This window comes from Stenotrophomonas sp. 80084_Sma (genome assembly GCF_056481995.1).
On record NZ_CM151177.1, the window covers coordinates 3,454,193 to 3,476,918 of the forward strand.

At 67.9% G+C, this 22,726-nt stretch carries 20 protein-coding genes and 1 tRNA gene; 12 read left to right on the forward strand and 9 right to left on the reverse strand.

The genetic code is table 11. The features are described from left to right. Positions 1-2: 2 nt before the first annotated feature. Positions 3-1,424 (forward strand): basic amino acid/polyamine antiporter, encoded by a 1,422-nt coding sequence (locus tag ACZK3W_RS16060; RefSeq protein ID WP_478444893.1) that lies wholly within the window; start codon positions 3-5, stop codon positions 1,422-1,424. A 135-nt stretch (positions 1,425-1,559) separates the two neighbouring features. Here the strand turns inward: ACZK3W_RS16060 and ACZK3W_RS16065 are convergent. From ACZK3W_RS16065 to ACZK3W_RS16100, 8 genes are all read right to left on the reverse strand, one after another. Then, positions 1,560-1,636 (reverse strand) — tRNA-Asn (locus tag ACZK3W_RS16065). A gap of 22 nt (positions 1,637-1,658) precedes the next feature. Beyond that, a complete protein-coding gene (rlmH, locus tag ACZK3W_RS16070; RefSeq protein WP_005418108.1) occupies positions 1,659-2,129 on the reverse strand; it encodes a 23S rRNA (pseudouridine(1915)-N(3))-methyltransferase RlmH in 471 nt (156 codons plus the stop codon). 64 nt (positions 2,130-2,193) lie between these two features. Beyond that, complete coding sequence (gene rsfS / locus ACZK3W_RS16075; protein ID WP_005418109.1) at positions 2,194-2,604, reverse strand: ribosome silencing factor; 411 nt, start codon at positions 2,602-2,604, stop codon at positions 2,194-2,196. Between the two features lie 58 nt (positions 2,605-2,662). Next, entirely contained in the window at positions 2,663-3,328 is a 666-nt protein-coding gene (gene nadD / locus ACZK3W_RS16080; RefSeq protein WP_197616009.1) for a nicotinate-nucleotide adenylyltransferase, read from the reverse strand. Positions 3,329-3,331: 3 nt separating this feature from the next. Further along, positions 3,332-4,369 (reverse strand): DNA polymerase III subunit delta, encoded by a 1,038-nt coding sequence (gene holA, locus ACZK3W_RS16085; RefSeq protein WP_032128985.1) that lies wholly within the window; start codon positions 4,367-4,369, stop codon positions 3,332-3,334. Positions 4,370-4,378: 9 nt separating this feature from the next. Then, positions 4,379-4,963, reverse strand: a complete 585-nt coding sequence (locus ACZK3W_RS16090; RefSeq protein WP_032128984.1) for an LPS-assembly lipoprotein LptE — start codon at positions 4,961-4,963, stop codon at positions 4,379-4,381. 136 nt (positions 4,964-5,099) lie between these two features. Continuing rightward, positions 5,100-7,742 (reverse strand): leucine--tRNA ligase, encoded by a 2,643-nt coding sequence (gene leuS / locus ACZK3W_RS16095; RefSeq protein WP_121504589.1) that lies wholly within the window; start codon positions 7,740-7,742, stop codon positions 5,100-5,102. Between the two features lie 105 nt (positions 7,743-7,847). Continuing rightward, entirely contained in the window at positions 7,848-8,450 is a 603-nt protein-coding gene (locus tag ACZK3W_RS16100; protein ID WP_164080896.1) for a DUF998 domain-containing protein, read from the reverse strand. Positions 8,451-8,575: 125 nt separating this feature from the next. Between ACZK3W_RS16100 and trxA the strand changes: the two genes are divergently transcribed. From trxA to ACZK3W_RS16120, 4 genes are all read left to right on the forward strand, one after another. Beyond that, complete coding sequence (gene trxA / locus ACZK3W_RS16105; protein ID WP_164080895.1) at positions 8,576-9,433, forward strand: thioredoxin; 858 nt, start codon at positions 8,576-8,578, stop codon at positions 9,431-9,433. A gap of 107 nt (positions 9,434-9,540) precedes the next feature. Then, a complete protein-coding gene (locus ACZK3W_RS16110; RefSeq protein WP_032128980.1) occupies positions 9,541-11,241 on the forward strand; it encodes a FecR family protein in 1,701 nt (566 codons plus the stop codon). Then, positions 11,238-12,863 carry a CHASE2 domain-containing protein gene (locus ACZK3W_RS16115; protein WP_121504592.1) on the forward strand — a complete coding sequence of 542 codons (1,626 nt, stop codon included), beginning with the start codon at positions 11,238-11,240 and terminating at the stop codon, positions 12,861-12,863. Before ACZK3W_RS16110 ends, ACZK3W_RS16115 begins: the two co-directional genes overlap by 4 nt. Positions 12,864-12,938: 75 nt before the next feature. Next, on the forward strand, positions 12,939-13,391 hold the full coding sequence (locus tag ACZK3W_RS16120) for a DUF4442 domain-containing protein (RefSeq protein ID WP_154353097.1): 453 nt from the start codon (positions 12,939-12,941) through the stop codon (positions 13,389-13,391). Between the two features lie 7 nt (positions 13,392-13,398). On the opposite strand, the gene ACZK3W_RS16125 is transcribed toward ACZK3W_RS16120, so the two are convergent. Next, on the reverse strand, positions 13,399-14,715 hold the full coding sequence (locus ACZK3W_RS16125; protein WP_032128977.1) for a hypothetical protein: 1,317 nt from the start codon (positions 14,713-14,715) through the stop codon (positions 13,399-13,401). 76 nt (positions 14,716-14,791) lie between these two features. Here ACZK3W_RS16125 and ACZK3W_RS16130 point away from each other — a divergent pair, with 76 nt between their 5' ends. The 7 genes from ACZK3W_RS16130 (at position 14,792) to metG (ending at position 22,681) form a co-directional block, all read left to right on the forward strand. Further along, on the forward strand, positions 14,792-15,487 hold the full coding sequence (locus ACZK3W_RS16130) for a DUF502 domain-containing protein (protein WP_197616007.1): 696 nt from the start codon (positions 14,792-14,794) through the stop codon (positions 15,485-15,487). Further along, positions 15,484-16,269, forward strand: coding sequence for a queuosine precursor transporter (locus ACZK3W_RS16135; protein ID WP_049398695.1), 786 nt, complete (start codon positions 15,484-15,486; stop codon positions 16,267-16,269). Before ACZK3W_RS16130 ends, ACZK3W_RS16135 begins: the two co-directional genes overlap by 4 nt. Before the next feature lie 94 nt (positions 16,270-16,363). Further along, complete coding sequence (locus tag ACZK3W_RS16140) at positions 16,364-18,304, forward strand: DUF885 domain-containing protein (RefSeq protein WP_071228705.1); 1,941 nt, start codon at positions 16,364-16,366, stop codon at positions 18,302-18,304. A 16-nt stretch (positions 18,305-18,320) separates the two neighbouring features. Then, positions 18,321-19,391, forward strand: a complete 1,071-nt coding sequence (locus ACZK3W_RS16145) for a serine hydrolase domain-containing protein (protein WP_197616006.1) — start codon at positions 18,321-18,323, stop codon at positions 19,389-19,391. After that, on the forward strand, positions 19,388-19,792 hold the full coding sequence (gene gloA2 / locus ACZK3W_RS16150; protein ID WP_197616005.1) for an SMU1112c/YaeR family gloxylase I-like metalloprotein: 405 nt from the start codon (positions 19,388-19,390) through the stop codon (positions 19,790-19,792). The genes ACZK3W_RS16145 and gloA2 overlap by 4 nt, the downstream gene beginning before the upstream one ends. Positions 19,793-20,054: 262 nt before the next feature. Further along, positions 20,055-20,498, forward strand: coding sequence for a DUF2147 domain-containing protein (locus ACZK3W_RS16155; protein WP_032130402.1), 444 nt, complete (start codon positions 20,055-20,057; stop codon positions 20,496-20,498). Positions 20,499-20,599: 101 nt separating this feature from the next. After that, positions 20,600-22,681: a methionine--tRNA ligase gene (metG, locus tag ACZK3W_RS16160; RefSeq protein ID WP_197616004.1), complete on the forward strand. Its 2,082-nt coding sequence runs from the start codon at positions 20,600-20,602 to the stop codon at positions 22,679-22,681. Positions 22,682-22,726: the final 45 nt, after the last annotated feature.

Here is a 22,726-nt window from a genome sequence, read left to right on the forward strand (position 1 = left end):
GCATGGCCGCAACTTCGCAACGCCTGGGCCTGCCCGCGTTGACTGCACTGGTGGTCGGCTCGATGGTCGGCGCCGGCATCTTTTCATTGCCGCAGAACGTGGCGCGCAGCGCCGGGCCTGCCGCCGCGCTGATCGGCTGGGCCCTGAGCGGCGCGGGCATGCTGATGCTGGCCTTCGTGTTCCAGGCCCTGGCCAACCGCCGGCCTGATCTCGATACCGGCATCTACGCGTACGCACGCGAAGGCTTCGGCAACTACATCGGCTTCTCCGCTGCGTGGGGCTACTGGGTCGCCTCGGTGCTCGGCAACGCCAGCTTCTTCGTGCTGATATTCAGTGGCCTCGGCCACTTCATGCCCGTGTTCGGCGAAGGCAATACCCCGGCCGCCGTGGCCGCATCCTCATTGCTGTTGTGGACCGTGCACCTGTTGGTGCTGCGTGGCCTGCGCACTGCCGCCATCGTCAACGGCCTGGTGACCGTGGCCAAGTTGCTGCCGATCGCCCTGTTCCTGGTCCTGGCCGCCGGCGCGTTCCGCATGGACGTGTTCCGCGCCGATTTCCTCGGCGCGCCTGCACTCGGCGACCTCGGCCAGCAGCTGCGCGGCATGATGCTGGTGACCGTGTGGGTGTTCATTGGCATCGAGGGCGCCAGCATCTACTCGCGGCGCGCCGCACGCCGTGCCGACGTGGGTCGCGCCACGGTGATCGGCTTCCTCGGCGTGTGGCTGCTGCTGGTGCTGGTCAGCCTGTTGTCGATGGGCGTGCTGTCGCAGGCGGAACTGGCCGGACTGCCCAATCCGTCGATGGCCTATGTGCTGCGCGCCATTGTCGGCGAATGGGGCGCGACGGTGATCATCATCGGTTCGATCATCTCCGTTCTCGGTGCATTGCTGGCCTGGGTGCTGCTGTGCGCCGAAGTGCTCTATGCCGCCGCAGGTGACGGCACCATGCCGGCCTTCCTGGGGCGTGAGAACGCGCGCGGCGTGCCGGCCAATGCACTGTGGTTGAGCAACGGGCTGATCCAGTTGTTCCTGCTGCTGGTGCTGGTCAATTCCGGCAGCTATACCGGGCTGGTGCTGCTGGCCGCGTCGATGAGCCTGGTGCCCTACTTCCTGTCCACGGCATTCGGCGTACAGCTGGCCTGGCGTGGGCAGGCCTATGCCGGTGAACCAGGCGTGCGCTGGCGCGATTTCGTGGTCGCACTGCTGGCCAGCGCCTATGCGCTGTGGCTGGTGTATGCCGGCGGGCTGGACAACCTGCTGCTGTCGGTACTGCTGTACGTGCCCGGCGTGGCGTTGTTCGCATTGACCCGGCACCAACGCGGCGAACAGGTATTTACGCGTTGGGAAGGGGTACTGTTCGCTGCGATCCTGGTTGTGGCGGTTGCTACGCTGGTGGCGTTCTGGCGAGGCAATCTCACGCTGTAGACCCGAGCCCAGGCTCGGCTGGTTCATCCGCAGCAGCCGAGCATGGCCCGGCTCCACAACAGCAGTCGCGCAACCTCGACGCTACAAAGACGCAAAAAAAAACCTGCATCTCGCGATGCAGGTTTTTCAACAAGGTGGCGCCCGAAGTTGGACTCGAACCAACGACCCCCTGATTAACAGTCAAGTGCTCTAACCGGCTGAGCTATTCGGGCAGACGACTAGTATAACCACTCTTCACGCGCGATGGTAGGGGTGATTGGCAATCATTGCGGCAGCCCGATACAGCTGCTCGGCCACCACCAGGCGCACCAGCATATGCGGCAGCGTCAGCGGACCGATCGACCACTTCTCATCGGCCAGCGCGGACACCTCCGGCGAATGCCCTTCCGGGCCACCGATCAGGAACGCCAGGTCCCTTCCCTGCCCGCGCCAGTGTTCCAGGCGCTGCGCCAGCTGTTCGGAACTGAGCTGGCGGCCCGGCACGTCCAGCGCCACCACATAGGCATTCTTCGGCAGCGCAGCGATCACCCGCTTGCCTTCGTCTTCAGTGGCGCGGCGCGGATCACGCCCCTTGCCGCGCAGGCCGGGTTCGATTTCCACCAGCTCGAACGGCAGCCAGTGCGACAGCCGCTTCTGGTACTCGGCGAAGCCCTGCGCCACCCAGCTGGGGGCGCGTTCTCCGGTGGCGATCAGGCGGGCTTTCATCAACGGTCCTCCAAAACGTCGACGGCGCCATCGGCGCCGTCGAAGGGATGCATCAACGCGTGGCTCAGGCCACTTCGTCGTCGCTGGACGGCGGCTGGTCGCCGACGGTCCACAGGCGCTCGAGAGCGTAGAACTCACGCACGCGCGGCAGCATCACATGGACGATCACGTCGCCCAGGTCGACCAGCACCCACTCGGCTTCGCGCTCGCCTTCCACGCCCAGCGGCATCACGTCGATGTTCTTGGCGAAGCGCACGACTTCGTCGGCAATCGACTTGACGTGGCGGGTCGAGGTGCCCGAAACGACGATCATGTAGTCGGCAACGCTGGACCGGCCGCGCACGTCGATCTCGACCAGGTCCTTGGCCTTCAGGTCTTCGGTGGCTTGGCGGACGCTGGCCAGCAGTTCCGGCACGGACGGCGGCGGGCTGGGCAGATCGACCTTGATGGTCTGGGGCTGGGTCTGGTTGCTCAAAGTGGATCGACTCGATAAACGTGGGGGCGATTATACGGGGATGGCGCCGCTGCGCCATTCACGGCCTGGCCGGGCGGTACAGCCCGTGTGCAGCCACATAGTCCGCCACGCCGGGTGGCAGCAGGGCGCGCCAGGGGCCGCCGGCGGCGATCTGCGAGCGCACGGCGCTGGCCGATTCCTCGCGCAGCGGGTGGTGCAGGCGCAGGATGCGCCCGGCCGGGCTGGCGAACAGGGCCTGCTCGGTGTCGGCCCAACGCCCTTCCAGCGCCCGGCCCAGCTCGCCATCCACCGCGGCCTGCAACGGACTACCCGGGCGCTCCGCCACCACGAAATGAGCCAGCCCGAACAGCGCCTCCCATTCGTGCCAGCGGGACAAGCCAAGCAGGCTGTCGGCGCCGACCAGCCAGGCCAGCGGCCGGCTCGGCCCCAGCTCGCCGCGCAGCTCGCGCAGGGTGTCCACGGTGTAGGACGGCCGACCGGGGAAACGCGCCGCGCGTTCCAGCTCGCGGCGGTCCAGCAGCAGGCCTGGTTCGTCGCCGATGGCCAGCGACAGCATGGTGCAGCGCTGCTCGGCCGTGGCGCCGGGCACGGCACGGTGCGGCGGATCGGCCGCCGGCAGCATGCGCACGGCAACCTGCAGTTCATCACGGGCAGCCCGCGCGATCGCCAGGTGCCCGAGGTGCACCGGATCAAAGGTGCCCCCGTAGTAGATCCGCAGGCTCATTGCTCAGGCCCGCGCCAGCAGGCGCACGGCACGCGGTTCGGCCACAGCCACCAGCAGGCGCTCCAGCGCCAGCCAGGCATCGCCGTCGGCGCGCCCCTTGGCGATACGGTCGACCAGTCCCGCTTCAGCCACGAAGCGCTCCCAGCGCTTGCTTTCCGGATGCCGCTGCAGCGCGCGCTTGTACGGCGCCTGCCGCGATTCCCAGATGCCGCGCGATTTCATTTCGGCGGCCAGGTTGCCACCCCGGGCCTGCACCCGGGCCAGGCCAGCACCGGCCAGCAGCTCGCGGATCACCATCGGCATCAACGCAGCCACCGCCTCACCCTCGCCTCGCAGGCCGGCCAGCATGCGCAGCACCGCCGGCGGTTGCCCGGAGAATGTCGCCTCCACCAGCCGGAACACGTCATAGCGGGCGGCGTCGGCCACCAGCGACTCCATGCGCTCCACATCCAGCGGCTGGCCATCGGCCAACAGCGCCAGCTTGTCGATTTCCTGGGCGGCAGCCAGCAGGTTGCCTTCCACCCGCTCGGCCAGGCGCTGCACGGCGGCCGGGTCCGCGCGCAGGCCCTTGCCACGCAGGCGGCGCTCGATCCAGTCCGGCAGTTCGTGCGGCTTGATCGCCCACGCCACCGACAGCACGCCGATGCGGTTGACCGCTTCGGCCCACTTGCCCTGGTGCGCCTTGCTCCATTCGTTGGCGGTGATCATCAACACCACGTCCGGCGCCGGATTGGCGCAGAACTGGCTGATCACCTCGGCACCGTCCTTGCCCGGCTTGCCGCTGGGCAGGCGCACCTCGACCAGGCGACGGGCGCTGAACAGGCTGGGGGCATTGAAACTGGCGTCGAGCTGGTTCCAGTCGAAATCACGCCCATCGGCGTCGAACACTTCACGTTCGCCAATGCCCGAGGCGCGCGCACGTGCGCGGATGGCGTCGGCCGCCTCCAGCACGCGCAGGGTTTCCGGGCCGGCAATCAGGTAGACCGGCGCCAGCGCGGTATCAGCGCCCTGGCTGGCCAGCTGCTCCGGACGCAGTTCCATGCGCGCGGCTCAGTGCTTGGCTGCGGGGACCGGCTCGGCCGGTACCGCGCCTTCGATCGGCTTGTCCTTCGGCGCCGACAGGCTGCCGCCCTTCTCGATCTCGGCACGCACCACGCTGTCGATGCGGCGGATGATCGAGGCGGACATTTCCCGGCGCAGTTCATTGGCCAGGATTTCACGTTCGGTGGTGGTACCGGTGGCGTCGGTCGGCGGCGACACGTAGTCGCGCGACAGCTCGATCACCTGCTGCGGCACCAGTTCGCTGCCGTCTTCGCGACGGAAGATGAAGATCACCGCGTAGCGCAGGCTGTATTCCTGCGCACGGCCCTGCGAGTCGATGGCGATCGGCAGGTCGCCCCAGCGCTCGGACAGTACCTGCAGCTGGGCGCTGGGCTCCTTGCTGTCCTCATCGGCCAGCCTGGCGCCGGAGGCCAGCAGGCTGCGGTTGAGCAGCTTGACCAGTTCGCTGTAAGGCGCAGTGGAAACCACCTTCACCGGTGCCGTGTCGGTCGGCAGCATCAGCTTGTTGCGCAGATGGAAACCGCAGCCGGCAAGGCCGAGGACAAGAACGAGGGCAAGCAGGATTCGGGTCATGGAGACAGTCTGGCGGAGCCGGGCGATCACGGCAACAGACAGCGTGCCCGAAGCCGCGTGAATGCAGGGCCATCAAACGCCGGGCCCTGCACCGGAATGGTACCGGCCACCACGCGGGTGGCCGGTACGGGGTACATCAGGCGGCGACGATGTTCACGATCTTGCCCGGCACGATGATGATCTTGCGCACCGTCAGGCCTTCCATGAACTTGGCCGCGTTGGGCTCGGCCAGGGCCAGTGCCTCGACCTGCTCGCGCGCGGCGTCGGCCGCCACGTCGATGGTGCCACGCAGCTTGCCGTTGACCTGCACGGCCAGGGTCAGCGCGTCGCGCACCAGCGCACCGGCATCGGCCTGCGGGAACGGCTGGTCTTCCAGCAGGGTCTCGCCATGGCCCAGCACCTGCCACAGGGCATGGCTGGCGTGCGGGGTGATCGGGTTGAGCAGCAGCACGATGGCCTGCAGCGCTTCCTGGCGCACCGCGCGCCCCTGCGCACTGCCGTCCTCGAACTTGGCCAGCGCGTTCATCAGTTCCATCACCGCGGCAATGGCGGTGTTGAAGCTGTGGCGGCGGCCATAGTCGTCACCGACCTTGCCGATGGTCTCGTGGGTCTTGCGGCGCAGTGCCTTCTGGTTGGCATCCAGTGCTGCAACATCCAGCGCCGGAGCGGCGCCATCGGCAGCATGCTTCTGCACCTGGGCCCACAGGCGGCGCAGGAAGCGGGCCATGCCATCCACACCGGCTTCGTTCCACTCCAGCGACTGTTCCGGCGGCGCGGCGAACATCGAGAACAGGCGCACGGTGTCGGCGCCGTACTTGTCGACCATCGCCTGCGGGTCCACGCCGTTGTTCTTCGACTTGGACATCTTCTCGGTGCCACCGACCACCACCGGCTGGCCGTCGGCGATCAGGGTCGCGCCGGTGATGCGGCCGCGCTCGTCGCGCTGCACTTCCACATCGGCCGGGTTGATCCAGTCCTTCGAGCCATCCGGGTTCGGGCGGTAGTAGGTCTCGGCAATCACCATGCCCTGGCACAGCAGGTTGCGCGCCGGTTCGTTGCTGTCCACCATCCGCGCGTCGCGCAGCAGCTTGTGATAGAAGCGGAAATACATCAGGTGCAGGATCGCGTGCTCGATGCCACCGATGTACTGGTCGACCGGCAGCCAGTAGTTGCCGCGCTTGTCGACAGCATCACGGGCACCCGGCGAGGTGTAGCGGGCGTAGTACCAGCTCGACTCCATGAAAGTGTCGAAGGTGTCGGTCTCGCGCTCGGCCGCACCGCCACATTCCGGGCAGGTGGTCTTGCGCCATTCCGGATCGGTCTTGATCGGCGAACCGGTACCCGAGAATGCCACGTCCTCCGGCAGCACCACCGGCAGCTGTTCTTCCGGCACCGGCACCGCACCGCACTTGGCGCAGTAGATCACCGGAATCGGGCAGCCCCAGTAGCGCTGGCGGCTCACGCCCCAGTCGCGCAGGCGGTAGTTGACGCGGCGCTGGCCCTGGGCCTTGCGCTCGAATCGTTCGGCCAGGGCTTCGAAGGCACCCTGGAAATCCAGGCCATCGAACTCGGCCGAGTTGACCAGCTCGAAGGCACGGCTCTTGTCGCTGTACCAGTCCTGCCAGCGGCTGCCATCCCAGGTGCGCTCTTCTTCGGTGCGCGCATCCTTCAGCGCGATCACCTGCTTGATCGGCAGGCCGTACTTGTTGGCCACTTCGTTGTCGCGCTGGTCATGACCCGGCACAGCCATCACCGCGCCGGTGCCGTAGCCCATCAGCACGAAGTTGGCGACCCACACCGGCACCGGCTCGCCGGTGACCGGATGCAGCGCACGCAGGCCGGTGTCCATGCCGCGCTTTTCCTGGGTTTCCAGTTCCGCCTCGGACACGCCACCCTGCTTCAGGTCGGCCAGCATCGCGGCCAGTTCCGGGTTGTTCTTCGCCGCATGCAGCGCCAGCGGATGTTCGGCGGCGATCGACACGAAGGTCACGCCCATCACGGTATCCGGACGGGTGGTGAACACGCGCAGCGGATCCAGCACGCCGCCGTCAACGTCACGTACATCGAACTGGATTTCCAGGCCCTCGGAGCGGCCGATCCAGTTGCGCTGCATGGTCTTGACCGAATCCGGCCAGCCGTCCAGCTCGTCCAGGCCGTCCAGCAGTTCCTGGGCGTAATCGGTGATGCGCAGGAACCACTGCGGGATCTCTCGCTTCTCGACCAGGGCGCCGGAGCGCCAGCCGCGGCCGTCAATCACCTGCTCGTTGGCCAGCACGGTCTGGTCGACCGGGTCCCAGTTCACCACCGCATTGCGGCGGTAGGCCAGGCCCTTGCGCATCAGGCGGGTGAACATGCGCTGCTCGTGGACGTAGTAGTCCGGGCGGCAGGTGGCGAACTCGCGCGACCAGTCAACGGCATAGCCCATGGCCTTGAACTGGCCACGCATGTGCTCGATGTTCTTGTAGGTCCAGGCCGCCGGTGCGGTCTTGTTCTTGATCGCGGCGTTTTCCGCCGGCAGGCCGAACGCGTCCCAGCCCATCGGCTGCAGCACGTTGTGGCCGGTCATGCGCTTGTAGCGGCTGATCACGTCGCCGATCGTGTAATTGCGCACGTGGCCCATGTGCAGCGCACCGGACGGGTACGGAAGCATCGACAGGCAGTAGTACTTCGGCTTGTCCGAAGTCTCGTCGACTTCGAAGGCACGGGTGGCGTCCCAGTACTGCTGGGCGGCGGATTCAACCTGCTGCGGGTCGTAGGCGTTGGTTTCAGCGCTGGTCATGGAACACGCGGATGCGGCGGCAAAGCGGTACAGCGTACCGCAGTGCGGCAAACGTCTCCAATCCCACCCGCTGAAGGCCGGCTCCGCGAGCGCCCGAGGCCGGTCTCAGCGCGGCCGCGACAACGGCAGGGCCAGGGCCAGCCAGGCCGTCCAGCAGGCGAACGCAAGCCGTTGTGCCAGCGGCGCCGCCAACACGCCCTGCAGGGCAAACGCCGCCAGCGCGGCCAGTACGCCACAGGCGAGCGCCACTGCGCCCAGCGCGCGGCCATGCGCCTGGCGCAACTGCGACGTGCCCAGCAACAGGGTCCCGGCAACGAAACCCAGCACCCAGATCATCCAGGCGCTGGCATGCAGCTGGCTGGCCGGCCCGTGCAGGTCATCCACATCCAGCGGCAGCAGTCCCATCGCGGCGAACGCCAACCCGGCCAGCAGCAGCATCTGGCTGCCCACCCGGGGCGCCCAGCCGGCGGTTGCCGGCAGCCCACGGCGCAGGCACTCGGCCACAACCACCGCCAGCAGGCCCGGCAGCACCAAGCCCAGCAGATTGAAGGCCAGCGCATGCGGCACCCCCTGTGCACCCAGCAGCGCCACCGGGTGGCGAGCCTGTGCGTAGCCATCCAGGCCGGCGCCGAAACCGAGCACCGCCAGCACGAACAGCAGTGCGGCGACCAGACCGGACAGGCGCAGCAACGGGGACAGGGACGACATGCAGGCTCCGGAAAGGACGGCGACAGGAAGGCGGCATTGTCAGGCATTTACTACAACCCGGGTTGAGACCGGCATCGATCGTCACCATAGAATCAGTCTCCAGACGCCAAACGATGCTTTCCCCCATGACCGAGACGACCTACGTATTCGACGCCACCACTGCGACCTTCGAGGCCGAAGTCCTGCAGAAGTCGCTGCAGACGCCGGTGCTGGTCGACTTCTGGGCCACCTGGTGCGGGCCGTGCAAGACCCTCGGGCCGATGCTGGAAAAGCTGGCTGCCGAGTACAACGGCGCCTTCGAACTGGCCAAGGTCGACGTCGACAAGGAACAGCAGATCGCCGCCGCCTTCCAGATCCGCTCGGTGCCGACCGTGTTCCTGGTGAAGGGCGGCCAGTTGGTGGACGGCTTCCCGGGGGCCATCCCGGAAGGCCAGCTGCGTGAATTCCTGGCCCAGCACGGCATCGTGCCGGCCGACATCGGCGACGCCGTCGCCGAAGACGAAGCGCCGCTGGACCCGCAGGCGCAGGTGGACGTGCTGCGCGCGCAGATCGCCGCCGAGCCGGACAAGGACGAGCTGAAGCTCGACCTGGCGCTGGCCCTGCTGCAGATCGGTGGCGTGGATGAAGCCGGTCTGCTGATCGATGGCCTGCCCGCCAACCTGGCCACCGACGACCGTGCCGTGCGTGCACGCGCCCGGCTGTCCTTCGCCTCGGCCCTGAAGGACGCCCCGGCCGCCGAAGTGCTGGACGCGCGCATCGCCGCCGATGGCAAGGACCTCAAGGCACGCCACCTGCGTGGCGTACAGCTGCTGCTCGGTGGCCACGACGAAGCCGCGCTGGCCCAGTTCCTGGAAATGCTGCGGATCGACCGCACGTTCGAGGACGGACTGCCGCGCAAGGCCCTGATCGACGCCTTCAATGTGATCTCCGACGAGGACCTGGTCGGCCAGTACCGCCGCCGGATGGCCTCCCTGCTGTTCTGAACGGGAACCCACTTCGTTCAGAATCCCTGCACTGAACGCGGGCAATAATGCGCGGGATGGCGGCCGTACGGTCGCCACGATCCGTTCGGGGGGATGAGGTCGGGGCCATGGGGTCTTGCAGCTGCGCCCCCGCATTGCCGGGATTGCAAACTGTGACCTTCGTCCGCTCGCTGTCGTTCGCCATGCGCTTCCAGGGCGCGCTGCTCTGCGCTCTTCTCTTCCTGCCGGCCATGGCCGCCGCCCAGGACTGGAACTACCGGGTCCGTCCCGGCGATACCCTGTGGGATCTGGGAGGCCTGTACCTCAAGCCTTCGGTGCGCTGGCAGCAGCTGCAACAGCACAACCGCATCGACAACCCCTACCAGCTGCCACCGGGGCAGCTGCTGCGCTTCCCGATCAGCTGGCTGCGCATCGAACCGGCACCTGCCCGCGTGCTGTCGGTGCGCGGCAAGGTCGAACTGTCAGGCGCCGATGGCAGTGCCTCGCGCGCGATACTCGCCGGGGAACAACTTCGCATCGGTGACACCGTGCAGACCGAAGGCGACTCCAGCGTCACGCTTGAATTCGCTGACGCCTCGCGCCTGCAGCTGCGCGAGTACTCCCGGCTGCGCCTGGACCAGCTCAGCCGCTACGGCCACACCGGTATGGTCGATACCCGCCTGCGCCTGCAGCAGGGCCGCGCCAGCAATCGGGTGACACCTGCCCGTGGCCCGGCCTCGCGCTACATCATCGATGCACCTACGGCGACCAGCAGCGTGCGCGGCACCGTCTTCCGGGTCAGCGCCGGTGACACCGGCCAGGTGGCTGCCACCGAAGTACTACAGGGCAAGGTGCAGGTCGGCAACACCCACGGCAAGCGCCTGGTCCAGCCTGGACAGGCCAGCCGCAGCAGCAGCGCCGATGCCGCACCGGACGCTGTCTCCGCCCTTCTTCCAGCGCCGCAGCTGCGTAGCGACGAGGTGCGCCTGGCGCCCCTGCCGACCCTGCTTGCCTGGGACCCCGTCGACGGCGCCGCGCGCTACCGCGTGGAAGTGGTACAGGCAGCGACGCCGGAAATCCTGCTGTTTGCCGCCACCACCGCCGACACCCGGCTGGCGATCGGTGACCTGCCCCCCGGCCAGCTGCGCATCCTGTTGCGCGCGGTGGATGCACAGGGCGTGGAAGGCCTCGACGCCAGCGCCGATTTCGAACTCAGCGACCAGCCCCCGCCGCCGCTCACCGTGGCCCCCCTGCATGGGCAGACCGTCAACAGCGACCGCCCGCGCTTCCGTTGGAGCCAGGCGCCGGGCGCGCGCAGCAGCGTGCTGCAGATCGCCACCGAGCCGAGCTTCGTGCAGCCACTGCAGGAACAGAGCACCCCTGGTACCGACCTGCGCCTGGCGCAGCCGCTACCGCCCGGAGAGTACTTCTGGCGGGTGGCGTCGCGCGACGGCAACGGCCATCAGGGCCGCTACGGCCAAGCCCTGCCCCTGCAACTGAGCAATGAACCGGTCGACCCTGCCCTGCAGCCGCCTGAGGCCGCGCATGGCGAACTGACCCTGCGCTGGCAGGCCGGCAGCGAAGGCCAGCAGTACCGGGTGCAGGTGGACCGTCGTGGCGACTTCAGGGCGCCCCTGGTCGACCAGACCGTGAGCGAGCCGCAGGTCAGCTTCAAGCGGCCGTGGAGCGGCACCCTGCATGTGCGTGTGCAGTACATCGACGACGATGGTCATGCGGGTGAGTACTCACCGGCCCAGCAGATCAAGCTGCCCTGCCGCCTGTGCTACGGCGCCGGTGGTGGCGCCCTGCTGCTGTTGCTGTTGTTATGAGGCGCTCGCCGCTGCCGTGGCCGAAGCGGATCCTGCTGGCACTGCTGGCCGGGGTGCTGACGGTGATCGCCAGCCAGGGCCAGTGGCTGTGGCGACAGGACGAAGCGGCCTACGACGCCATGGTCGGCAACTGGGACTACCGCCCCGACCCCAGCGTGCTGATCGTGGCCATCGACGAGGGCAGCCTGCAGCGCATCGGCCAATGGCCCTGGCCCCGCTCGATCCATGCCCGCCTGCTCGACCGGCTGACCGATGCCGGTGCCGAGCGCGTCGCACTGGACCTGATGCTGTCCGAACCTGATCGTCGCGACAGCCGCCAGGACGATGAACTGGCCGCCGCGATACGCCGCAACGGCCGGGTGGTGCTGCCGGTACTCGCGGCACCGGCCGCCGGCGACCGCATGGCCGAGGAAATGCTGCCGATTCCGCAGATCGCGGCCAGTGCCGCAGCGATCGGCCACACCGATGTGGAAGTGGATGGCGATGGTGTCGCGCGCGGCGTGTACCTGCGTGCCGGCATCGGCCAGGCCCACTGGCCAGCACTGGGCCTGGCGCTGGCCGACCTGCCCGCGGGCGCGGTGCACGGCCTGCCCGACCCCGACCCGGAGATCGGTTCGCCCTATCAATGGCGGCGCAACGACTACGTGCGGGTGCGTTATGCCGGACCGCCCGAACGCCTGCCGCAGGTGTCCTATGCCGATGTGCTGGATGGTCACGTGGACATGGCGATGCTGCACGGCCGCCGCATCGTGGTGGGCATGACCGCCAGCGGCATCGCACCGCGGCTGCTGACCCCGACCACCCGCGAGTTCTGGATGAGCGGCAGCGAGTACCAGGCCAACATCGCTTCGATGCTGCTGCAGCACAAGCAGATCGACCTGCTGCCCCGTCTCTGGCAGCACGCCATCAGTGGCGTCCTGGTGGCACTGTGCGTGATCCTGCTCGGCCTGCGCCTGCCATGGCTCGCGGCGCTGTGCTCGCTGCCGCTTCCACCGCTGCTGAGCTGGTTGCTGTTGCGCGCCGGTGACCTGTGGTGGGCACCGGCCAGCGCAATGCTGGGCATCCTGCTGGTGCTGCTGGCCTGGGCGACCTGGCGCGTCTCGGCCTGGCACCGCCTGGCCAACCGCGATGCGCTGACCGGTCTCGGCAATCGCCTGCGTTTCGAGCAGTCGCTGCAACAGGAATGCGATGCCGCGCGACGCAGTGGCAAGTCCTTGAGCCTCGCACTGATCGACGTTGACCATTTCAAGCGCCACAACGACCGCCACGGCCATCAGGTCGGCGACCGCGTGCTGCGCGATGTTGCACGCCTGATCGGTGCGCATGCGCGACGCCCTCGCGACATGGCCGCGCGCTACGGTGGCGACGAGTTCGCACTGGTGCTGCCCGATACCCCGGCCGAGGGCGCGCGCCAGGTCATCGAGGACCTGATTGCCTGCGTGCGCGCACTGCCGGCGCCCGGTGACGGCAGCGAAGCAGGCGTCACCCTCACCATCGGCGTGTTCACCCGCGTACCCGACGGCACGCTGCAACCACACCATTTCGTCGAAGGCGCCGACACCGCGTTGTACCAGGCCAAGGCCAACGGCCGCGACGGGTATGTCATCGACGGCGAGGCGTGACCCTCGCCGCCCGGGGTGCAACATACGCATGCGAATGGTTAGACTGGGCGCCTCGCCCTGCGCCCCCGGACCCGCATGAACGCCCGCCTGTTCCGCTTCGGTATCAATCTCTGGCCGCCGTTCCTGTTCACCGGCATCCACGTCACCCGGGTCTCGCCGGACTACCGGCAGATCGACGTCGAACTGCGCATGCGGCCCTGGAACCGCAACTACGTCGGCACGCATTTCGGCGGCAGCCTGTTTGCGATGACCGATCCGTTCTGGATGCTTGGCCTGCTGCACATCCTCGGCCGCGACTACTACGTGTGGGACCGTGCCGGCGCCATCGATTTCCTCAAGCCCGGCCGCGGTACCGTGCGTACGTCGTTCCGCATCGACGACGCACTGCTGGACGAACTGCGCGACGAAGCCGCCGCTGGTGACAAAGTGCTGAGATGGTTCAGCAATGATGTCGTCGATGAAAGCGGCGAGGTGGTCGCCCAGGTGCGCAAGCAGGTCTACCTGCGGTTGAAGCCACACGCACGCTGAGCGCGCTTCAGTCGCGTCCCGCAGCAGTCGAAGCCGATTCCTTCTGCAACGGCACCGACAGCCACGGGTTCTCTTCAGCGCTGCGCGCTGGAGAGCGACGCGGCACCTGCAGGTGGCGGCCGTCGGCCGACAGCTGCGGCGCCCGCACCGGCGAGCGGAACTGCACCGGCAGCCGCTGCAGTGCGTCCACCGGATCATCCGTCTGCTGCCGCAGCCAACGCTGCGCCCCCAGCAGCCGCACCATCGCCGCGGCATCCTGTGGCCGTGACGAATAGGCAGGATAGATCGGCGCGGCGATATCGGTCAGCACGCAGCCCATAACGTTCGACAGGCAACCGAAGTCATGCTGCGGTGGCGCCGGCACTGGCAACGGGCGATCCGCTTCCAGCGCCGATGTGGCTGCCGCGCCACAGGCCCAGCCAAGATTGCCGGCCGCGCGGGCCAGGGTGCTGCTGCGATCCAGCACCAGCACGCCGCCGAACTCCCGCGCCGATGTCTCGATCGCCGCCCGGCTCATCGCGTACTCACCCTGCATGGCACGGCACAGGCTCTGTTCCTCGGCCCGCAGCGGCTGCATGGCCTGTTCGCACTCCGCCGGCAAGGGGTGGTCGGCCGGCAGTTCGACCAGCATGTCGGCCAGCAGCTGGGCATTGGCCTGCACCAGGCTGGCACCGATGATGCTCTCGACCAGATAGCTGCTGCCGGGCAACAGCCGCCGGCCCAGTTGCAAGCCACGGCAGGCACCTCGCAGGGCACCGTCGATATCGCCCTGCACGTACGCCAGCGCGCGTGCACTGGTGGCGTCCATCACCACGCCATAGGTCGGCAACGGAACCAGAACGCCCTCGCCCTTCGGCGGGAACGGCGACATGAAGTAGTCCGCTTCGGCCAGCTGATCCAGCCGCGCATGCAACTGCTGGTGCCCAGCATGGGCCTCCACGAAGCGTTGCGGGTCCGCGCGGACCTGGGCGAGGCAGCCGCTGGCGGCCGGCCCGCAACTGGCACCGGGCCGCGAGCGCAGCTCAGCATGGTTGGCCACCAGGTGTGTCTGGCCGCCGCTGCTGCCCCGCAGGTCGGCCTCCCAACGGCGCACGTCCTCGGCCAACGCCTGCTCGCGCTGGCGGGCATCCAGATCGTCGAACGGCAGCGTCCACAACAGGGCATAACCATTGTGGCCAGTCGCCGGCAGGCGTGCTTCCAGTCGCTGCTGCGCCTGCAGCCGCGATTCGGGCACCGGCCACATGCGCGAAGCGCACCACACCACGATGGCCAGCACCAGCAGGCCTGCCAGGGTCCAGCCCAGTCCGCGCAGAATCTTCAACACAGCTTCCCTTCCATGTGCCGTTGCCACAGTCGATTCCCCAGCGTAATCGACCGGCAGTGACCGCTACAATGCGCGCATGTCGCTCGAAGCCCCCGCCCTGGTCCCCCGCCCCTCCCTGCAGCGCCTGTTCCTGACCGGCCTGCTGACCCTGCTACCGATCTGGCTGACCTGGGTCGTGGTCAAGTTCGTGTTCGTGCTGCTGTCGGGCATTTCCAGCCCCTTGGTGGTACCGCTGTCCGAGCAGATCGCGACAAGCTTCCCGCACTACCTCGGCTGGGTCCGCGCCGAATGGATCCAGGACACCATCGCCCTGCTGGCCACCCTGCTGGTGATCCTGGCGGTGGGCGTGGCCAGCCGCCGCGTGCTCGGCCAGCGCCTGCTGCGCTGGGTGGGCGCGGTCATCAAGCGCATTCCGCTGGCCAGCATCATCTACGACAGCGCCAAGAAGCTGCTGGACATGCTGCAGACCGAGCCGGGCAGCACCCAGCGCGTGGTGCTGATCGACTTCCCGCACCGCGACATGAAATCGGTCGGCCTGGTCACCCGCGTGATCAAGGAACACGGCACCGACCGTGAGCTGGCCGCGGTGTATGTGCCAACCACGCCGAACCCGACCTCGGGCTATCTGGAAATCGTGCCGGTGGAACTGCTGACGCCGACCGACTGGACCGTCGACCAGGCCATGAGCTTCATCATTTCCGGCGGTGCCGTGGCGCCGTCCAGCGTGCCGTTCACCCGTGCCGGCGAACGCACCGGCGAACACACCGAATGACCCCGGCGCCGATCGAGCGCCCGCTGCAGGACCGCGCGGTCCTGCTGTTCATCGTGCTGGCCGCGTTCTTCTGCGGCAATGCGGTGCTGGCCGAGCTGATCGGGGTGAAGATCTTCGCGCTGGAAGACACCCTGGGCATCGCTCCGCTGAACTGGAACCTGTTCGGCCAGACCGGCTCGCTCAGCTTCACCGCCGGCACCCTGTTGTGGCCGGTGGTGTTCATCATGACCGACACCATCAACGAGTTCTTCGGCAAGCGCGGCGTGCGCTTCATCTCGTGGCTGGCGGTGGTGCTGATCGGCTACGGCTTCCTGTTCGCCTTCGCGGCTATTTCGCTGGCGCCGGCCAGTTGGTGGGTCACGTCGATGGATGGCCACGGCGTGCCCGACTACCAGGCCGCGTTCGCGGCGGTGTTCGGCCAGGGCATGTGGACCATCGCCGGCTCGCTGGTGGCCTTCCTGCTCGGCCAGCTGATCGACGTGGCGGTGTTCCATCGCATCCGCCAGGCCACCGGAGAACGCCACGTGTGGCTGCGCGCGACCGGATCGACGGCGGTCTCGCAGGTAGTCGACAGCTTCGTGGTGATCTGGATCGCCTTCGTGCTGGGCCCGCAACACTGGCCGACCTCGCTGTTCCTGGCGGTCAGCAGCGTCAACTACATCTACAAGATGGGCTTTGCGATCGCCCTGATTCCGTTGCTGTACCTGATGCGGCGTGCCATCACCCGCTATCTGGGTGCCGAGCGAGCCGCATCGTTGCGCGCCGCCGCTGCGGCTGACTGAAGCCCCAGCAGCAAAAAGCTGACTGCGCCTTCACGCTGGCCGTACGCGGCCGGATCGTGCAAGCTCCACGGTCTGTGTTCCACGGAAGCTCCTGATGCCGCATCCCACCCGCGCCCTGGCCGCCGCCATCGCCGCGTTGTTCCTGTTCAGCGCCGTGCCGTCGGCCGAAGCAGCGAAAAAGAAGGCCAGCCGCCCTGCCGCCGCGCAGACCCGCCAGGCCGCCAAGCCCAAGGCCCGGCCTGCCCGCGCTACCGCGCCGGCCCGTGGCAGTTCGGCGCGCCGCGCCACGCCGCGTCCGGTCGCACCGGCCCGCGCCGTACCCAAGCAGGTGCAGCTGGAGCGCCTGTATGACGAATACTGGGATGCCTCGATGCGGTTGAATCCGCTGCAGGCAACCTTCCAGGGCGAGGCCCGCTACAACGACCAGCTGCCCAACATCCTGTCCGCCGCGTGGCGCCAGCAATCGCACGACTTCACCACCGAGTGGCTGGGCAAGGTCGAGAAACTCGGCAGCGACGGCCTGCAGGGCCAGGACCTGCTCAGCTACGAGATCTTCGTGCGCGACGCGCGCGCTTCGCTGGCCGCCGAGCGCTACCCGAGCTGGATGATGCCGATCAGCCAGTACTACAACGTCGGCAGCATCATGGCGATCCTCGGTGCAGGTGCCGGCGCGCAGCCGTTCAACACAGTGCAGGACTACGACACCTGGTCGCGCCGTTCGCTCGGCATTCCCGAGCTGTTCGACCAGGCCATCGACAACATGCGCCAGGGCATGAAGGCCGGCGTGGTGCAGCCACGCGACCTGATGGAAAAAGTGCTGCCGCAGCTGGATGCAGTGATCAAGCCGACCGCCGAAGAGAGCATCTTCTGGTCGCCGATCCGCACCATGCCGAACACCATCGCGGCCGAGGACAAGGCCCGCATCAGCGCCGAATACAAGCGCATGATCGAACTGCGCATCATGCCGGCCTATCGCGCCCTGCGCGGTTTCATCGCCACCGAATACCTGCCCGCCTCGCGCACCAGCAGCGGCCTGGGCGCACTGCCCGATGGCCAGGCCTGGTACGCCAACCTGATCGTGCAGACCACGGCCAGCGACCAGACCGCCGCGCAGCTGCACGCGCTGGGCGAACAGCGCGTGCAGGAACTGCAGGCGCAGATCGCCACGGTGATGAAGGACGCCAAGCTGCGCGGCACGCCGGCCAAGCTGCTGCGCAGCATGCGCAACGACCGCCAGTTCCAGTACGGCGACGCCAATGCGTTGATCAACCGCTATCGCCAGGTGCAGCAGCAGGTCAACGCACGCCTGCCGCAGGTGCTCGATACCCTGCCCAAGTCAACGCTGGACGTGCGCGCGGTGGAACCGGAGCGTGCACTGACCGCCGCAGCAGCGGCCTACCAGCCGTCTGCGGCCGGGCAACCGGGCGTGCTGTACGTGAACACCCGCGACCTGCCCAGCCGCAAGCGCTGGAACGTGCCGGTGCAGTACCTGCATGAAGCGATCCCCGGCCACCACGTGCAACTGGGCCTGCAGCAGGAGCTGGCCAAGCTGCCGCGCTTCCGCCGCCTGGGTGGCGATCTCGCCTTCGTCGAAGGCTGGGGCCTGTATGCCGAAACACTGGGTGAGAACCTGGGCATCTACACCGATCCCTACGACCGCATCGGCTACCTGTATTCGCGCCTGCTGCGCGCTGCCCGCGTGGTGGCCGACACCGGCGTGAACGCCCAGGGCTGGAGCAAGCAGCAGGCCGTGGCCTACCTGCAGAAGACCGTGGACATGAGCAGCGATGACGCCAACGCCGAAGTCGAGCGGATCATGGCCCAGCCCGGCCAGGCGCTGTCCAACGTGGCCGGCCTGACCACCATTGTCGCCCTGCGCGACAAGGCCAAGGCACGCCAGGGTGCCGCCTTCGACCTGCGCCGCTTCCACGCCGAACTGCTGAAGGATGGCTCGATGCCGCTGGACGTGCTGGACCGCAAGATGGAGCGCTGGATGGCGCAGCCGGCCAGCGCCACGCCCGCGCCTTCACCCTGACCCCTCCGGAGCCGCCATGCGCCCTGCCGTCGCTCTGTTCGCCGCCGTGCTGGGCCTGCTGCCGCTGGCCACCTCCGCCGCACCGGTGCTGACCCCACCGGATGCGGGCATCGACGGCCTGATGCAGGCCTACGATGGCCAGGTACCCGGCGCGGCCGTGCTGGTACTGCACGACGGGCAACCGGTATTCCGCCGCGGCTACGGCCTGGCGGTGGTGGAGGACGGCACCGCAGTCACCCCGGCCAGCAACTTCCGGCTGGCCTCGGTCAGCAAGCAGTTCACCGCTGCGGCGGTACTGCTGCTGGTGGAGGATGGCCGGCTTGGGCTCGACCAGCCGGCCCGGCAGTGGCTGCCCGAGTTGCCGCCGGCTGCAGCGACCATCACGATCCGCCAGCTGCTCTCGCACACCAGCGGCCTGCTCGACTACGAAGACTTGATGGACCCGGCGGACACACGGCAGGTACACGATGCCGATGTGCTGGCCCTGCTGTCGCGCCAGGACCGGCTGAACTTCGCACCGGGCACGCAGTACCGCTACAGCAACAGCGGCTATGCACTGCTGGCAATGATCGTCGGCCGCGCCTCCGGCCAGGATTTCGCCGCCTTCCTGCAGCAGCGCGTCTTCGCGCCGCTGGGCATGGCCCACACCGTGGCCCACCAGGACGGTGTCGATACGGTGCCAGCACGTGCCTATGGCTACAGCTGGATCGACGGTCGCTGGCAACGCACCGACCAGAGCACCACCAGCGCCGTGCTCGGCGATGGCGGCATCTATTCCTCGCTGGACGACCTCGCCCGCTGGGATGCCGCGCTGTATGACGACCGCCTGCTGTCGAAGGCCTCGCGCCGCGCGATGTTCAGCCCGGCCACGTCGACGCCTGAAGCCGACGTGCCGCACTACGGCTTCGGCTGGCGCCTGAACGGGCCGGTGCAATGGCACAGCGGCGAGAGCATCGGTTTCCGCAACGTGATCGTGCGCCACCCGGAGAAGCACCTGACCGTGATCGTGCTGACCAACCGCAACGACCCCGAACCCTATCCGCTGGCGCTGAAGATCGCCCAGCGCTGGCTGGACACCCTGCAATGACCCGCGATGCCGACGCCCTACTGGGCATCCACCACGCCGCACTGATCTGCAGCGACTACGCACGCTCGAAGGACTTCTACGTGCGCATCCTCGGCCTGCGCGTGCTGGCCGAGAACCACCGCAGCGCGCGCGACTCCTGGAAGCTGGACCTGGCCCTGCCCGACGGTGGCCAGCTGGAACTGTTCTCCTTCCCCTCGCCGCCGCCCCGTCCCAGCCGCCCGGAAGCCCAGGGCCTGCGCCACCTCGCGTTCCGCGTCGTCCGGCTGGAACCCTTCATCCAGCGTCTGGCCGCGCATGGCGTGGTATGCGAACCGATCCGCGTGGACGAATACACCGGCCGCCGCTTCACCTTCTTCGCCGACCCCGACGACCTGCCGCTGGAGCTGTACGAAGTCGGTTGAGCGTTCTTCAATCGAGATTCATCCACGCATGGCGTGGATCTACCGTGTCGACCAAGGTCGACACCTACCAACAGCCGCAGAAATCTGTCGGAGGCGGGGCGGTTTTGCCGTTGCCGTTGCCGTTGAGGTTGCCGGCCAGCGGCCGGCACTACCGCGGGTGCAGGGCGCAGCCCTGCAAAGCCCCCCTTCCCCATACCCCGCCGAATGGGTATACAGTCGACCCATGCCGGCAGCGTGCCGGAATGAACCCTGGGAGGGGACCATGCGCAACACCTTCAAGACCCTGCTGCTGGCACTGCCGCTGTGCCTGGCCGCCCTGTCGGCACAGGCCGCCGACGGCGCCGCCGGCCGCTGGAAGACCATCGACGACAAAACCGGCAAGGTGAAGTCGATCGTCGAGATCAGCCAGGCCGCCAACGGCACGCTGACCGGCAAGGTGGTCGACATCCTGCACTCGGACAAGGGCCCGAACCCGGTCTGCGACGGCTGTGAAGGCGCCAACAAGAACAAGCCGGTGAAGGGCATGACCATTCTCTGGAACCTGAAGGCCGACGGCGCCAACAAGTGGTCCGGCGGCACCATCCTCGACCCGGCCAACGGCAAGACCTACAAGTCGAAGATGGAACTGCAGCCCGGCGGCACCAAGCTGGACGTGTCCGGCTGCATTGCCTTCATCTGCCGCGCGCAGACCTGGCAGCGCGAATAAGCCCCCAGGCCCCGCTTCATCCCCGTGACCCGGCTTCGGCCGGGTCACGTCGTTGCGGGCATGCGATACTCTGCGGTTCCCCTCGGCTTCACCCCGCGACCATGACCCGTACCGCGCTCGTCACCACCGCCCTGCCCTACGCCAACGGCCCGCTGCATCTGGGCCACCTGGTCGGCTACATCCAGGCCGACATCTGGGTGCGTGCGCGGCGAATGAGTGGCGGCAAGGCCTGGTTCGTCTGCGCCGACGACACCCACGGCACGCCGATCATGCTGGCCGCGGAGAAGGCCGGGGTCACCCCGGAAACCTTCATCGCCAACATCCAGGCCAGTCACGAACGTGACTTCGCCGCCTTCGGCGTGGCCTTCGATCACTACGACTCGACCAATTCGGCGGCCAACAAGGCGCTGACCGAGCAGTTCTACCTGAAGCTGGAAGCGGCCGGCCACATCAGCCGCCGCTCGGTGGCGCAGTTCTACGACCCGGCCAAGGGCATGTTCCTGCCCGACCGCTACGTCAAGGGCATCTGTCCGAACTGCGGCAGCCCCGACCAGTACGGCGACAACTGCGAAGTCTGCGGCGCCACCTATGCGCCGACCGACCTGAAGGAGCCGCGTTCGGTCATCTCCGGTGCCACGCCGGAAATGCGCGATTCGGAGCACTTCTTCTTCGAGGTGGGCCACTTCGATGCATTCCTGCGCGAATGGCTGGCCGGCGATGTCGCCCTGCCGGGCGTGAAGGCCAAGCTGGGTGAGTGGCTCAATGCCGAAGGTGGCCTGCGCGCGTGGGACATCTCGCGCGACGCACCGTACTTCGGTTTCCAGATTCCGGGCCAGCCGGGCAAGTACTTCTACGTCTGGCTGGATGCGCCGATCGGCTACCTGTCCAGCTTCCAGACCCTGTGCGGCAAGCTCGGCGAAGACTTCGAAGCGCATCTGCGCGCCGGCACCGCCACCGAGCTGCACCACTTCATCGGCAAGGACATCGTCAACTTCCACGGCCTGTTCTGGCCGGCGGTGCTGCATGGCACCGGCCACCGCGCGCCAACCCGCCTGCACGTCAACGGCTACCTGACCGTAGACGGCGCCAAGATGAGCAAATCGCGCGGCACCTTCGTGATGGCGCGTACCTTCCTCGACGCCGGCCTGGAGCCGGAAGCGCTGCGCTACTACTACGCCGCCAAGTCCGGCGGTGGCGTCGACGATCTCGACCTGAACCTGGGTGACTTCATCGCCCGCGTCAACGCCGACCTGGTCGGCAAGTTCGTCAACCTGGCCAGCCGCTGCGCCGGCTTCATCAGCAAGCGTTTCGACGGCCAGCTGGCCGCACAGCTGCCCGATGCGGCGCAGTACCAGCGCTTCGTCGACGGCCTGGCGCCGATCCGTGAAGCCTACGAGCGCAACGATCCGGCCGCGGCGATCCGCCTGACCATGACCCTGGCCGACGAAGCCAACCGCTACATCGACGACGTCAAGCCGTGGGTGATCGCCAAGCAGGATGGCGCCGACGCGCAGCTGCAGGCGGTGTGCAGCCAGGGCCTGAACCTGTTCCGCGTGCTGGTCACCGCACTGAAGCCGGTGCTGCCGGCCACCGCTGCGCAGGCCGAGGCCTTCCTGGCCGCGCCGGTGACCGACTGGACCGAACTGGCGCAGCCGCTGCTGGGCCATCGCATCACCGAGTACACCCCGCTGTTCACCCGTATCGACCCGAAGAAGATTGACGCCATGATCGACGCCTCCAAGGACACCCTGCAGCCGGCCGCCGCTGCCGCCCCCGCCGCCAGGACCGACGCCGCCAAGCCGGCCGCACCGGCACCGGCCAAGGACGAAGCCAAGGGTGCCGATGCTCCGGCCTACATCGGCATCGACGATTTCGCCAAGCTCGACCTGCGCATCGGCAAGGTGCTGGTCTGCGAGTTCGTGGAAGGTTCTGACAAGCTGCTGCGCTTTGAACTGGACGCCGGCGAGCTGGGCAAGCGCCAGATCTTCTCCGGCATCCGCGCCAGCTACGGCGAGCCGGAGAAGCTGGTCGGCCGCAGTGTGGTGTTCATCGCCAACCTGGCCCCGCGCAAGATGCGTTTCGGCCTGAGCGAAGGCATGATCCTGTCGGCCGGATTCGACGGCGGCGCGCTGGCGCTGCTGGACGCCGACAGCGGTGCGCAGCCGGGCATGCCGGTCCGCTGATGCCTGCAGCGGGCGTGGCCACGGCCGCGCCCGCCGACTGCACTG

What these genes read in the sequence shown, in the direction of transcription:
- ACZK3W_RS16115 (WP_121504592.1), top strand. Translation starts at nt 11,238, where the DNA reads ATGAGGCGCTCGCCGCTGCCGTGGCCGAAGCGGATCCTGCTGGCACTG.
- ACZK3W_RS16155 (WP_032130402.1), top strand. Translation starts at nt 20,055, where the DNA reads ATGCGCAACACCTTCAAGACCCTGCTGCTGGCACTGCCGCTGTGCCTG.
- ACZK3W_RS16145 (WP_197616006.1), top strand. Translation starts at nt 18,321, where the DNA reads ATGCGCCCTGCCGTCGCTCTGTTCGCCGCCGTGCTGGGCCTGCTGCCG.
- holA (WP_032128985.1), bottom strand. Translation starts at nt 4,369, where the DNA reads ATGGAACTGCGTCCGGAGCAGCTGGCCAGCCAGGGCGCTGATACCGCG.
- ACZK3W_RS16090 (WP_032128984.1), bottom strand. Translation starts at nt 4,963, where the DNA reads ATGACCCGAATCCTGCTTGCCCTCGTTCTTGTCCTCGGCCTTGCCGGC.
- ACZK3W_RS16130 (WP_197616007.1), top strand. Translation starts at nt 14,792, where the DNA reads ATGTCGCTCGAAGCCCCCGCCCTGGTCCCCCGCCCCTCCCTGCAGCGC.
- metG (WP_197616004.1), top strand. Translation starts at nt 20,600, where the DNA reads ATGACCCGTACCGCGCTCGTCACCACCGCCCTGCCCTACGCCAACGGC.
- nadD (WP_197616009.1), bottom strand. Translation starts at nt 3,328, where the DNA reads ATGAGCCTGCGGATCTACTACGGGGGCACCTTTGATCCGGTGCACCTC.
- rlmH (WP_005418108.1), bottom strand. Translation starts at nt 2,129, where the DNA reads ATGAAAGCCCGCCTGATCGCCACCGGAGAACGCGCCCCCAGCTGGGTG.
- ACZK3W_RS16120 (WP_154353097.1), top strand. Translation starts at nt 12,939, where the DNA reads ATGAACGCCCGCCTGTTCCGCTTCGGTATCAATCTCTGGCCGCCGTTC.
- gloA2 (WP_197616005.1), top strand. Translation starts at nt 19,388, where the DNA reads ATGACCCGCGATGCCGACGCCCTACTGGGCATCCACCACGCCGCACTG.
- ACZK3W_RS16140 (WP_071228705.1), top strand. Translation starts at nt 16,364, where the DNA reads ATGCCGCATCCCACCCGCGCCCTGGCCGCCGCCATCGCCGCGTTGTTC.
- leuS (WP_121504589.1), bottom strand. Translation starts at nt 7,742, where the DNA reads ATGACCAGCGCTGAAACCAACGCCTACGACCCGCAGCAGGTTGAATCC.
- ACZK3W_RS16135 (WP_049398695.1), top strand. Translation starts at nt 15,484, where the DNA reads ATGACCCCGGCGCCGATCGAGCGCCCGCTGCAGGACCGCGCGGTCCTG.
- ACZK3W_RS16100 (WP_164080896.1), bottom strand. Translation starts at nt 8,450, where the DNA reads ATGTCGTCCCTGTCCCCGTTGCTGCGCCTGTCCGGTCTGGTCGCCGCA.
- ACZK3W_RS16060 (WP_478444893.1), top strand. Translation starts at nt 3, where the DNA reads ATGGCCGCAACTTCGCAACGCCTGGGCCTGCCCGCGTTGACTGCACTG.
- trxA (WP_164080895.1), top strand. Translation starts at nt 8,576, where the DNA reads ATGACCGAGACGACCTACGTATTCGACGCCACCACTGCGACCTTCGAG.
- ACZK3W_RS16110 (WP_032128980.1), top strand. Translation starts at nt 9,541, where the DNA reads ATGGGGTCTTGCAGCTGCGCCCCCGCATTGCCGGGATTGCAAACTGTG.